The sequence below is a fragment of the Vibrio sp. YT-15 genome (genome assembly GCF_033337445.1).
In the GTDB taxonomy this organism is placed as follows: Bacteria; Pseudomonadota; Gammaproteobacteria; order Enterobacterales; family Vibrionaceae; genus Vibrio; species Vibrio alginolyticus.
This window is the reverse complement of sequence record NZ_JAWOQR010000007.1, coordinates 43,415-56,278: the sequence shown is the minus strand read 5'-3', so window position 1 is coordinate 56,278 and position 12,864 is coordinate 43,415. Positions and strand designations below refer to the sequence as shown.

The 12,864-nt window shown below is 43.5% G+C and carries 12 protein-coding genes; 7 read left to right on the top strand and 5 right to left on the bottom strand.

The window, feature by feature from the left end:
* Nucleotides 1-40 precede the first annotated feature (40 nt).
* Nucleotides 41-235 (bottom strand): hypothetical protein, encoded by a 195-nt coding sequence (locus R7D93_RS14805; protein ID WP_005377692.1) that lies wholly within the window; start codon nt 233-235, stop codon nt 41-43.
* Between the two features lie 86 nt (nt 236-321).
* On the opposite strand from R7D93_RS14805, the gene R7D93_RS14800 reads away from it, so the two are divergent.
* Nucleotides 322-1,008, top strand: coding sequence for a DNA-3-methyladenine glycosylase I (locus R7D93_RS14800; protein ID WP_225496848.1), 687 nt, complete (start codon nt 322-324; stop codon nt 1,006-1,008).
* Between the two features lie 84 nt (nt 1,009-1,092).
* Here R7D93_RS14800 and R7D93_RS14795 read toward each other — a convergent pair whose 3' ends face one another.
* Entirely contained in the window at nt 1,093-2,070 is a 978-nt protein-coding gene (locus R7D93_RS14795; RefSeq protein ID WP_225496846.1) for a Gfo/Idh/MocA family protein, read from the bottom strand.
* A gap of 11 nt (nt 2,071-2,081) precedes the next feature.
* Nucleotides 2,082-2,369 carry a putative quinol monooxygenase gene (locus tag R7D93_RS14790; protein ID WP_025766691.1) on the bottom strand — a complete coding sequence of 96 codons (288 nt, stop codon included), beginning with the start codon at nt 2,367-2,369 and terminating at the stop codon, nt 2,082-2,084.
* A gap of 103 nt (nt 2,370-2,472) precedes the next feature.
* Between R7D93_RS14790 and R7D93_RS14785 the strand changes: the two genes are divergently transcribed.
* Nucleotides 2,473-3,351 (top strand): LysR family transcriptional regulator, encoded by an 879-nt coding sequence (locus R7D93_RS14785; protein ID WP_170890613.1) that lies wholly within the window; start codon nt 2,473-2,475, stop codon nt 3,349-3,351.
* A 128-nt stretch (nt 3,352-3,479) separates the two neighbouring features.
* Here the strand turns inward: R7D93_RS14785 and R7D93_RS14780 are convergent, their stop codons facing one another.
* On the bottom strand, nt 3,480-3,635 hold the full coding sequence (locus tag R7D93_RS14780; protein ID WP_154204611.1) for a hypothetical protein: 156 nt from the start codon (nt 3,633-3,635) through the stop codon (nt 3,480-3,482).
* A 142-nt stretch (nt 3,636-3,777) separates the two neighbouring features.
* Here R7D93_RS14780 and R7D93_RS14775 point away from each other — a divergent pair, with 142 nt between their 5' ends.
* From R7D93_RS14775 to R7D93_RS14755, 5 genes are all read left to right on the top strand, one after another.
* The gene (locus R7D93_RS14775; RefSeq protein WP_225496844.1) at nt 3,778-5,121 is read left to right on the top strand and encodes a sodium/glutamate symporter; all 1,344 of its coding nucleotides are present in this window, start codon (nt 3,778-3,780) and stop codon (nt 5,119-5,121) included.
* Between the two features lie 204 nt (nt 5,122-5,325).
* Nucleotides 5,326-5,817: a type II secretion system protein gene (locus R7D93_RS14770; protein WP_005377704.1), complete on the top strand. Its 492-nt coding sequence runs from the start codon at nt 5,326-5,328 to the stop codon at nt 5,815-5,817.
* Between the two features lie 271 nt (nt 5,818-6,088).
* Complete coding sequence (locus R7D93_RS14765; protein WP_025998567.1) at nt 6,089-7,828, top strand: ABC transporter transmembrane domain-containing protein; 1,740 nt, start codon at nt 6,089-6,091, stop codon at nt 7,826-7,828.
* Between the two features lie 3 nt (nt 7,829-7,831).
* Entirely contained in the window at nt 7,832-9,607 is a 1,776-nt protein-coding gene (locus R7D93_RS14760) for an ABC transporter transmembrane domain-containing protein (protein WP_053303099.1), read from the top strand.
* Nucleotides 9,608-9,857: 250 nt separating this feature from the next.
* Complete coding sequence (locus R7D93_RS14755) at nt 9,858-10,406, top strand: hypothetical protein (RefSeq protein WP_017820633.1); 549 nt, start codon at nt 9,858-9,860, stop codon at nt 10,404-10,406.
* Between the two features lie 42 nt (nt 10,407-10,448).
* Here R7D93_RS14755 and R7D93_RS14750 read toward each other — a convergent pair whose 3' ends face one another.
* Nucleotides 10,449-12,671 (bottom strand): TonB-dependent siderophore receptor, encoded by a 2,223-nt coding sequence (locus R7D93_RS14750; RefSeq protein WP_225496842.1) that lies wholly within the window; start codon nt 12,669-12,671, stop codon nt 10,449-10,451.
* Nucleotides 12,672-12,864 lie beyond the last annotated feature (193 nt).

Here is a 12,864-nt window from a genome sequence, read left to right as displayed (position 1 = left end):
TTGTTTTATCTGATTCTAATAGCTGACGAAAGACAACTCGTTAGTTCATTTCCGTATTGATCACCACATCACGCGTTTCATTATCCATATCACTGATGCCAACAACTGAGATTTCACGGTCAGATAAATTCTCAATCATGCTGTCTTCTAACCCACCGTCCGTCATCCACGCATAGAATTTTTCCGCAATACGATCCGAACCTTCCCCGACAAACGTTAATGTGACCTTCTTCATTTGTGACACTCCATCAATTTACGATTCAGCCACTTAAGCGTAGTATGTTTCCCAAATATCGACATAAACTAGGACTAACTTCTTTTATGAGTATCGAAAAATTTGACGCGATTTATCAGCGTGCTGCTGTGCGTAAAGGTGGTGAAGATCAACTTGAAGCGCTTTTGTCTCATCCACTAAGCAAAGAGGAACTGGCTGCGATTCCAGATGACCGTTGGCTGGCCGCTTTTTCGATGAAGGTATTCCAAAGTGGGATTTCATGGAGCGTGGTTCGCAACAAATGGCCGAACTTCGAAGAAGTGTTCTTCGGATTTAAAATTGAGCCATTGCTGATGCTGTCAGACGAGCAATGGGAAACCAAAGCAACCGACAAACGCATCATTCGCCACCTCACTAAAGTCATGTCGATTCCTGCCAACGCTCGTATGATCCACGAAGCAAAAATCGAATATGGCTCGTTTGGCAAAATGGTTGCCGATTGGCCGCAAGAGAAAATCACCGACCTATGGGCGTATTTGAAGAAACGCGGCAATCGCCTAGGCGGAAATACTGGCCCTTACACACTTCGTCAAATGGGCGTTGATACCTTTATCTTGTCTAGCGACGTGGAAGCTTACCTGCGTAATTGCAAGATCATTGAAGGTGGCAAAGATACGAAAAAATCGCTCGATGCAACCAACAAAGCGTTTGTTCAATGGCAGCAAGAAAGTGGCAGAAGCCTGTCTGAAATCAGCCAAATCATTGCGTTCAGTACCGGCGATAATCGCATTTAATCCAGACTGAACCCAAAATACAAACGGCGCACTGATCATTGGATTTAGTGCGCCGTTTTTATGTTCATTGGTTCAAGTACACACTTACTTTGAAGCCAGTGATTCCCACTCAGTCAGTAGCTGCATAATACGGTGAGAGTCTTCCCATGTTGCACAAGGGTTTTCTAACGAGGTACGCCCCTCTTCAACCGCTTGGCGAATATTGCGCACTTGATAGAAGAAAGCGTCCCCAGTTGCCGGTACAGACACTTCCCGCTTCGACGTCTCGTAAATTTCCACACTAAACTGGTTATCTTGCGTTGGTAGCCATGGGTTTGAATCTAAGGTAATACAGCCTTTGCTACCCAGAATGGTGAACTGGTGTTTCAATCCATGATCTTCGGCAGTATGTACGCTCACCGTTTGTTGCTCACCAAATTGCATCATCAAGCTCGACTCGCAGATATTCCCATCATTACCTCGTCGGCCAATCGCTTTCATTGAACGGTTCTCAAAGGTTTGTTCACCCAACATGGTTTTAACCACCAAATGCACTAATGACATTGGATAGCAACCTAAGTTATACAAAGCACCTTTGCTGTCTGGATTAACAAACTGCGCAATCGACGCAATATAAGACGTATGGATGGAGCGAAGTTCACCAATCTCTCCCGATTTAAGCACCGAAACCAACTCACTGATCAATGGGTGATGCAAGTACATTAAGCCTTCAGCAAAGAATACCTTGTGCGCTTCTACGGCTTGAAGTGCCAGCTCGGTTTTTTCCATATCTACCGAAAGTGACTTTTCACACAGGATCGCTTTGCCATGCTCAGCCGCTTTGACGATAAAGTCATGATGAAGGTGATTTGGCAATGCGATATAAATAATGTCGACTTGCTCATCAGCAATCAACGCATCGTAATCGTTGAACGTATTCTCGATGCCATATTGCTCAGCGAATGCCTGTAAGTTCTGCTCCGAACGCCCAGCAACCGCGTACAGTTCACTCTTGTCATCGCCTTGGATTGCCTCAGCCATGACTCCTGAGATAAAGCTTGTGCCTAAAATGCCCCATTTCATGTTCACGTCTCCTATTGAGCTTGGGTTTCGAATGCTTGAACTAACTCTGCCATTTCAGCCGCAATAAACGCTTGTGTATGCGGCATAGCAAAATGCGCTTCAATCGCGGCGCGGTTTTCATATCGCTCCCAAAGAATCACACGTTGTGGAGCTTTAGAATCGTAGGTCGCATTCGCTTGCAAGCACCCCGCTTCGCTTTGCATATCAAGGCAAAATTGTTCAATGGCTTCAACCACTTGTTGTCTTGGCTTATCGGCATTCATTTTCAGTTCGGCGGTAACAAAAATCGTCTCGCTCATGATGGCTCTCTTTCTCCATTCTTAATCATACGCCCACTGTAATTAACCTCATTTGATTGATAAACTCTGCTTTAGTTATTTCTTTATCAACTCTGGGTGTGCAATGGATAAATTAACAAGCATGAAAGTTTTCGCTTACGTGGTCGAACACGGCAGCTTTCGTAATGCAGCACACCACTTTGATATTTCACCGACCATGGTTGGCAAGCACATGAGCTTTCTTGAGCAAAGCTTAGGTACGCAGCTGATTCATCGCACCACGCGCAAACAGTCCTTGACCGAAGCTGGCAGACTCTACTATCAAGAGTGCCACCGCATTATTGAAGACATCACCAACGCAGAGAACCTAATCCAGACGCTGATCAACCGCCCAACTGGAACAGTAAAAGTTAACTGCCCAGTTACCTATGGTAAAAAGGTGATTGCGCCCATCGTGGCTGACTTCTTAGCAGAATTTCCCGAACTGAACGTTGAGTTAATGTTGGATAACAGTTTGATTGACCCATATCGAAGCGAAGCAGACGTGATTATTCGTATTGGTGAGTTGGTCGATTCATCGTTAGTTGCAAGAAAACTCGGGCAATACGACATGACTTACTGCGCCTCACCCTCTTATCTTAAGCTGCATGCCCCTATCCAATCGCTTGATGACCTTGAACATCATCATTGTTTGGGATTTCAGTACCACCAAGGGGAAAGCCAACAGGTGGTGAACATGCCATCTAATACCTTTGGAAACAGCAACACCCGATTAACGTCTAATAATGGTGATGTGCTTAAGTTTGCCGCGTTAAAAGGCTCTGGTGTTCTTCTTCAACCAAAGATCTTAGTTGAACAGGAAATTCAATCTGGTGTCTTGGTAGAAATTCTCCAGCAACATACTCCCAAGCCAAAACCGATCCACCTGCTTTACCGTTCAAAACAGCTTTCCCTTAAAAACCGCACCTTGGTTGATTTTGTTCTTTCGCATGTGAATCCGTAACACCACCTCATAAAGCGGCGACAATTTAACCACTCAATCAACTTTTATTGTCGATATGACAAATATTATTTCTTGTTAATTGTCTTTATTTTTCAGGCCGTTAGTATAGAACGCTCACTTAGTGAACACTATTTGTTGATTCCCATCAATTGCATTGCTCTGACAAAGTGACTAGGATTGCCGCCTTTCCTGAGTGAACTATCAAAATAACATCGAGAAATTTCATCAAATTTCTCTTCCTGTTCGTGTGCAATCACAACATTTACACTCATTTCAAATTGCATAAGCACATTCCTTTGCTTATGAAAACGACATTGATTTCTCAACGCTTTTAGTCACGTATGTGGCTTTTTGGCTTGAGAGAGATTTTTATTCAAGGTAGGTCACAAGGACGCTACCCCTTGACTGCATTTACTGGAGGATAAGATGCCTAAAGGTCTAATGCTGACTGACTTAGCCATCGCTGGCTTACTATTGATTTTGGCAAAAGTCATTCGCGTTCACGCGCCATTACTACAGCGTATGTACATTCCATCGGCGGTTCTCGCAGGATTATTCGGTCTAATTTTTGGACCAGCCCTGTTAGACGTACTGCCTTGGACCGATACGTTTACCGCTAACGCAAGCCTATTAACTGCTGCACTTTTTTCTGCGTTAGGTCTGGCAACGGATGTTCCATCACCTAAAACCGTCGCACAGCGTGCTGGCTCATTGTGGGCGTTTAACCAAATCGCTTCTGTTTCTCAGTGGTTGTTTGCGGCAATGTTTGGTCTAGTTCTCACAACCTTCTTCTGGCCAGAGATTAATCCTGGCTTTGGTGTGACAATGTCTGCGGGTTTTATGGGCGGACATGGCTCTGCATCTGTTGTTGGTGAAATCTTCACGGGGCTTGGCTGGGAAGATGGCTTCACACTTGGCTTAACGTTCGCAACCGTGGGTATTTTCATCTCGATTTCTGTCGGCATGCTCATGCTGCAATTCGCATTGAAGATGGGTTGGATTCGTAGCTTTACGACCTTCGACAGCATGGACGAACACGAACGCAAGGGCCTTGTTAAGCCTGTTGATCAAGAACCGGTAATGAAAGACACCATGTCTTCCCTGTCAGTCGATTCTTTCGCGATTCACGCGGCGTTGGTTGTAGTGGTAACGGCTTTCTCGTATGTAGCGGCTAACTACTTATCTTCTTTCCACGATAAGGTACAAATTCCTACGTTCGTAACCGGCTTCCTTGGCGGCATGCTTGTGCGAATCATCGCGAAACAAACGAAAGCTTCACGCTATCTTTGTGACGGTGCATTCAAACACGCTGCGGGCATCAGTACCGATTATTTGATTATCTTTGGTATCTCAGCCATCAAGATTACCGTCTTAGCCCAGTACTTAATGCCTATGGTAGTACTAGCAATTGGCGGTGTAAGTTTCACACTTTGGTTAATCTTTTGGGTAGCACCACGAATCATGGGTGAAGATTGGTTTGAGAAAGGCATCTTCTCTTGGGGTTGGTTGACCGGTACGGTAGCTATGGGTATTGCTCTACTTCGTATTGTTGATCCAAAGATGCGTAGCAAGGTACTTGATGATTACGCCATCGCTTATGTCCCAGGCTCAATCACTGACATCTTCATCATCTCTTTGATGCCAATCGCGATGTATAACGGCATGCACTGGCAAGCGCTTGGTGTAGGATTAGGTTACATCGCAATTGTCTTATTTATTTGGCGATTCATTTTTAAACGTAACAGCAGTGCTCTGACACACGAATCTTAGTCGCTTTACTCGGGAGGATTTTATCCTCTCGAGTTCATTCCTTGGTTTTTATCAAAATCACTCCTCATCTCGAAAATAAGCAACTTGTTTTATATTTGAGATTTGCAATCCCGATCTCTTACTATCATTCTTTTTTAATACTTGACCTGAAAGTTTCTATATCAGAATAGCCGCCTATTCGTTTCTAAAACATGGAGAAAGGCTGTGCGTCGCTCTCAAGGATTTACTCTTATTGAACTCATTGTGTGCATCATCATTCTTGGTATTGTAAGCGTCGTTGCATTTCCTAAATTTCTTGGCTTACAAAAAGATGCCAGAGTTGCGGTTCTATATGGAGCCAGAGAAGCACTCATGACCGCCAACAACTTTGTCTACACCAAAGCAGTGATTCAATCTCAAGAGACAGTAGATGGCGGCATACAATATAACATTGATCTAGATAATGACGGCCATAACGACCTAATTGGTTACTTTGGATTTATCAAAAATGTTATTCCAGCAAAAGAGCTAGCGGGCTTTGATCCGCAACTCACTATCAACACTTGGTATGGGGTAGACAGCCCAGACGAACCCTACTTCCTTATTGGTTTTGCAAACAAGCCTGTTGGTCCAGAACATATGTGTTATGTCGAAGTTTACTACCCAGAAACTCCTGGTGGCCAAGTGAAATACAAAATACAAACTGACGATTGCTAATTCCCATAGAGAGTGGCAGTAACACTTTTACTTTTGGTGTCTTCATCGTTATTGCAAGGTCATGGCTCCAAAACCACCATTAACAACTATTTCACATAATGTCGTCGCACAGTTAGCTCATAGAGATAAAACCAGTAATTTGCGCCGACACATGGTTATAATTGAAACAATCTATCGTTTTTAAACCCGCCTATAACTTGTGCTTGTAAACTCATCATTTCGCTCAATAATAGTTCTATAACAAATTCAATAATTTAAAGCGGGAGGCGCAATGAGAATATTCTGGCAGCTACGTTGGTATTTCCAACAAAAGTGGAGGCACTATGTCGGATCCATTCTGCTTTTCGCTGTGATATCAGCACTACAGCTTGTTCCGCCCAAAGCAGTTGGCATCATCGTTGATGGTGTCGTAGACAACACTTTAGATACAAATACGCTGATTCTATGGCTCTCAGGGTTAACTGTACTGATCTTTACTATTTATGGGTGTCGCATCTTATGGCGAATTTGGCTTTTCGGCGCAAGCTGGGAACTCGGGACCATTCTACGTAACCGTCTATATAGGCACTTATCGACACAGCCACCTCGTTTTTTTGAACGTTACAAGACGGGGGATCTGATGGCTCGTGGCACTAATGATGTGCGTAATATCGTTATGACAGCCGGCGAAGGGGTTTTAACCGCCGCAGACTCTTTGATCACTGGTATTGCGGTTTTAATCATTATGGTAACGCAAGTAAGCTGGAAGCTCACCGTAATGGCGCTTCTTCCAATGCCATTTCTTGCCATCATCATCTTCTTTATTGTGCGTATCCTACATCAACGCTTTCGTGTCGCTCAGGAAGCCTTTTCTACCATGTCAGACATGACACAAGAGTCACTTAATGGCGTGCGAATGCTGCGTGCTTTCGGATTAGAAAACCAAGAGCAGCAACGTTTTGAAGAGGTTGTGGATGATACTGGCGAAAAGAACATCGCTGTCGCAAGAGTCGATGCTAGATTTGACCCGGCAATTCAGTTAACCATCGGTCTTTCTTTCCTTCTTAGTGTCGCTGCTGGTGCTTACCTTGTTGATAAAGGTGAGATCACGCTTGGTGATCTGACCGCATTTACGATGTATTTAGGGTTGATGATATGGCCGATGCTGGCATTCGCATTCCTATTTAACATTTTAGAAAGAGGCTCTGCCGCATGGAACCGACTACAAGAGATCTTTGATGAAAAGCCAGAAATTATCAGTGGCAATAAGCCAATAGAAAATAAACCACTTCCGTTGAAAATTGATATCGACGATTTCCATTGGTCTAGTGATTTACCGCCCGCTTTGACGGAAGTAAACATCGAACTGGAACCCGGAAAAATGTTGGGAGTTGCAGGGCCGGTAGGAAGCGGAAAATCGACCCTGTTAACGCTACTTTTGCGTCAACATGATTTAGAAAACGGCTCAATTAAATTCGGTGATGTCGAGATCAAGGATGCCCTACTTCCACAGTGGCGCAACCGTTTTGCTGTCGTTAACCAAAGTCCGTTTCTATTCTCCAAATCTATCTTCGACAATATTGCCCTAGGCAACCCTAATGCAGAGAAAGAAGAAGTCTATAGAGCAGCAAAGTTAGCCTGTATACATGACGATATTGAAAAGTTTCCTGAAGGCTATCAAACAGAAGTTGGTGAAAAAGGCATTACACTCTCCGGCGGGCAAAAACAACGTATTGCGATAGCACGCGCTATGCTGCTGAATGCTCAAGTGTTGGTTTTGGACGATGCACTTTCCGCTGTTGATGGACGGACCGAACATCAAATCCTTAAGAATTTGGAAACATACTACCGTAATCAAGCCCTAATCGTTATTGCGCACCGCCTCACCGCATTGGAAGCAGCAGACGAGATCATTGTATTGAATCACGGACACATTACTGAACGTGGGCAACATAGCGCGTTATTAGCGCATAAAGGCTGGTACGCCGAGATGTTCGAGTATCAGAAACTAGAGCAGGCGATGGAGGAATAATGAATGAACCAGACCAGCACGTTTAAACGGTTAATGTCTTACCCATTATCTCAACCAAAGCCAATGATTAAAGGACTCGCCTTGTTGTTTATTGCAGCGTTAGCTAGCGCCGGCGGCCCTTGGTTGATTCAATATTTCATTGATGAGCACATCGCTAAAGGTGACTATTCACAAAGTGTTCTGATTTCGCTAGCAGTAGGTTATATCGCTCTTCAGATCGTATCGGCAACATTCCAGTATTTTCAGTCATTGCAATTTAGCATTGTCGCGGCTAACACGATCAAAGCGATTCGTAAGCAAGTATTTTCTGGCGTGATTAAGCAGCCGTTATCTGCGTTTGATTACACTCCTGCTGGAAAATTGGTGTCGCGAATCACCAACGATACGGAATCTTTACAGCAATTTTATGAGCTTTTGATCGCGACCGTGGTGAAAAACGTGGTCATGATTGTCGTAATGCTTGGCGTTATGTTTTTCATGAGCTGGAAGCTCACACTCGTTGTGCTTGTATTGCTGCCGATCGTCATCGGCTTTATGTACTTGTTTAAGCAGCTAAGTACAGAAAGCTACCGAAAGATGCGTGACCTATTGACCGATATAAATGCGAATCTGAGTGAATCCATTCAAGGGATGAGTGTCATTCAATTAATGCAACAAGAAGAGCGTTTTAATAAACAGTTCAACGAGCTAACCGCAGAGCATCTGGTGGCATCTAAACGAGTGATTCGGCTAAACGGCTATCTGCTAAGACCATTAATGGACTTACTCGCTGGTCTTGCGTTGCTTTGCTTGGTTGCGATCTTTGGTTTTAATGGTATTGAGTTGATTGGTGTGGGGGTACTGTATGCATTTATCAGTTATCTTGCGCGAGTTACTGAACCACTAATTGAGATGACTCAGCAACTTGCTCTACTTCAGCAGGCGTTAGTGTCAAGCGAACGTGTTTTTGAATTGATTGACGCGAAAGAACAAACTTACGGGGGCGATCATCAACCATTAAGGTCAGGTGCTATCGAACTTAAAGACCTCACATTTAGCTACGATGGTAAACAGGACGTCCTAAAAGACATTTCGTTGAAGGCCAACCACCAAGACTTTATCGCGCTTGTCGGGCATACAGGAAGCGGTAAAAGCACATTAGCGTCACTGTTAATGGGCTTTTATCCAACGCAATGTGGTGAACTGCTCATAGATGGTCGTCCACTTAAAACATTAGGGAAAGACGTACTTCGCAAAGATGTGGCAATGGTTCAACAAGATCCACATATTCTCCCTGCTTCAGTCAGAGAAAACATCTCTCTCAGTCGGGCGGTTGATGACAATCAAATATGGGATGCGTTAGACAAGGTAGGTTTGGCAGAACAAATTCATCGTTACCCTAACGGGCTAGACACGCAGTTAGGTCAAGGCGAAACTAATTTATCTGCAGGTCAGAAACAGCTTTTGGCGTTAGCACGTGTGCTTGTGGTAAAACCTAAGGTATTGATATTAGATGAAGCAACCGCAAATATTGACTCAGGAACAGAGGCTTTAATCCAAAAGAGCTTGGCGGTCCTCAGACAAGACATGACGCTCGTTGTTATTGCTCATCGGCTTTCAACTATCTTAGATGCAGACCAAATCATTGTTCTTCATCATGGGGAGTTAGTCGAGAAAGGCACACACAAAGCACTCTTAACGCAAAATGGTCGTTATGCTCAAATGTATCAGTTACAGCAAGCAAACCGACACCTACAACAGATTGAAGAAGACACCAAGCAACTCGAAGAAGCGGTGTGATTTTATGCCCGTGCCTTCTTTTATTTAGTCGGCATGGGCATAATTGGTGTAACTTCAAAATTTAGCCTTGTAAGCTTCCAATTTCTTCATAATGTGAACTAATTTTCTATTTCTTACCTATTATTGACATAACCCCTCGCTATATCACGCAAGGTCGTTGTAAAATCGTACGGTACTTAAGTCTACTGCCTGTGGCATTGGGCTGAATTCCGCTTTCTAATTATGCACATTAATCTCATGACACAAGTCCATGGACAAAGATAAGTTTACTAACATCTATCGCTTGCCTGGTTCGATTCAAATTCGTATCGGTAAATGGCAAAAGACGTTCCGCGGCACCTCTGATTTAGTTTTACATCAGGCGCTAATGGAGCGTAATAAGCAATTTAAGAAGCCAGACTTTTTACCTAAAGGCTGGTGTGTCACTCCTGTTGATGAAAACGACATTACCATTACGCATCACGGTAAATATATCCAAACCGTTATGCGCACAATGCTGGACAGAAAGGTCTCATACAAGCGACTGTTCCTATCTCGAATGAGTCTCGAAGATGGTGAAAAAGTGCTCCACAATTACAAGCTGGAGTGGGTAAGAAAACATAACCAGATCGCCAAAAAGTACAATCAAATTAAAAAGAAACAATATATGAACTTTGCAAGAGAAGAAGAGGAAACCCTCTACCCTTCGATTCCAAAGGGTGAGTTTGACAAAACATTATGGAACAAACTTGTCGTATCATCGTTTGGCCCGCAGAAAAAGTACAAAAACCCGCACTTTGTCCGTAAAGCCGATTTCTAAATAAACACCCCTAAAGTGAGGGGTGTTTATTTATACGTTAACTCACCAGTCGTAAGTTAAACTTGCAATAACATTTTGTCGGTCGCCATACCAACAAAAGCCATCACATGTCGCTATGTACTTTTTATCCGCGATGTTTTTAGCTGCGACTTGTAGCTTGTAATCGCCGATTCGATAACTGACCGTCGCATCCATTAAGAAATAACTTGGTACTTTTAGTCTCTCTTCATTGTCTCCGTATGACTCACCTGTATAGCGCGCGCCTAAGCCAACAGCAAAGCCATCAAGAGGTCCATCAAAGAAACGATAATGTGCCCAAGCTGATGATACGGTATTCGCCACTTGGGAAGGTGTTTTGCCAACCCATGCCTTATTGATGTCTTCTTTTATCTCTGCATCAACGTACGCAATGTTCCCGATCAATGTTAAGGATGGTGTCACATTAGCTACAGCTTCAAACTCAACGCCGTTATTTTCTATTTTTCCTATTTGCGTTAATTCACTCAAGTAGATACGAGCCAAGTTTTCTTTTGTTGCCCGATACGTTGCAATATTGAAATAACCATCAAATGAATCCGGTTGGTATTTCATACCGATTTCAAATTGATCACCGCTTTCAGGCTTCGCTGGCTTACCATTGCTGTCTTCTTGAATAATTGGATCAAAGTACTGAGAGTAACTAAAGTATGGCGTGAAGCCAGAATCAGAAATATAAGCCGTTCCCACGCTAAACGTCCACTCTCCATTATCGACTTTCGTGCGAGCACCCGTGGTAACATTATGTACTTCATTACTTGTATCGTCGTAACGTGCGCCCAATAACATCGCCCATTTATCGTTGATCAGCATATGATCTTGAAAGTAGACGCCGAGCTGCTGATTATCGATTTTCGTTCTTTGCTTATCGGTTTCGCTCAATGGTTGTAGCGTATTCGGATCGAGTAACATTATGTTATCCGAATAAGTAGGATTAAATACATTAAACCTAGGATCGGGCAAAGCTCCCATTGGTGTGTTTAATAATGCATTACCATCAGCAACTATAGGGTCATTGGCAAAATCTTTACCATCGATACTGATCATTTGAAAATCTATGCCCAACATCAAGTTATGCTCAACACTTCCCCCATTTACTTGGTGCATCAAACGATTATCGATATTAAAAGCATCAGATGACCCATCTTCTGTTGAAGCACCCCGAAGTATGGTTTTGCGTTCATTTGATGGGTCCAAAGCCGGCCCCAACGCAGGCACGTCAGCCGAGTAAACGTACGAATACATTTGTCTTAGCTTAACATCCATTTCGCTGTAACGAGCTGCTTGAACAAATGAAGTGGTATCATTAAATGCATGAGAAAACTCATAGCCTAAAGACATCTGCTCACGCTCAAACGTCTCCCAGTTAGGATTGCCTATCGCTAAACTATCACTGATCTTTCCATTTTTGTTTGGCGTTAACGTTCCTTCAACTGGCAAAAATTGCAGATAAGGATCTGAGTCGTCTTTTTGATAGCTCGTTAGAAAGGTAATTTCAGACGTCTCATTAAATTTGTACGTCATCGATGGAGAGAGAAGAATGCGCTCTGCTTCTACCCTACTAATTCTCGTCCCATTTTTTCTCGCTAACCCTTGAAAGCGGAAAGCTAGCTGCTCACTCACCTCAGAGTTTACGTCAAGAGAAAGTTGTTTACGGTCTTCAGAACCGTACTCCAAAGATACAAGTCCTGACCCCCCATCAAATTGAGGTCGCTTACTGACAACATTGATAACCCCACCTGGAGGGTTTTGCCCATAAAGAACAGACGCTGCACCACGTAAAACTTCAACCCTCTCTAACGCAAACGGATCTATTTGCCAACTATAGAAGCCAGAAGAATATAAACGGGTACCATCTTGATACAACCCACTGTTCGCCTGTTTAAAACCACGAATAATAAACCAATCTTGCTTGTTATCTTCGCCGAAATAATTAGTTTGAATGCTTGGTGTGTACTGTAGTGCGTCAGAAATGCTAATAGAGGCACGATCATCCATTTGCTCTCGCGTAACAACAGACACCGCTCTTGGAGTCTCATTGATAGCAATATCAGTTTTCGTCGCTGCCCGACTCTTCGCTCCGAGATAACTAAAGTCTGGACCAACTGCACTGTCTTGCTGCTGTCCAATCACAACTATATTTTCATCTTCCTGAGCCAAGACATTTGGCGTTGATACAGCTAATACAACCGCCATCGACGTTGGTGTCAGCATAAACTGCCGAGTCATATTCTCTCCTTTTTGTCGGCAGCCAAACCAACCCTTCATGACTTCAGCGACCGCTGAAAGAAAAGCGAGTTACGGCATCGCCAGTTGTTTCCGTAAAAGACAAACCAGAGGTTTTGCATAAAGCACTCGCATAGGTTACGAATGCCACTACGAGTGCTTATTTGTATAAGTACTTTCTTGGTTGAGGCTTAGC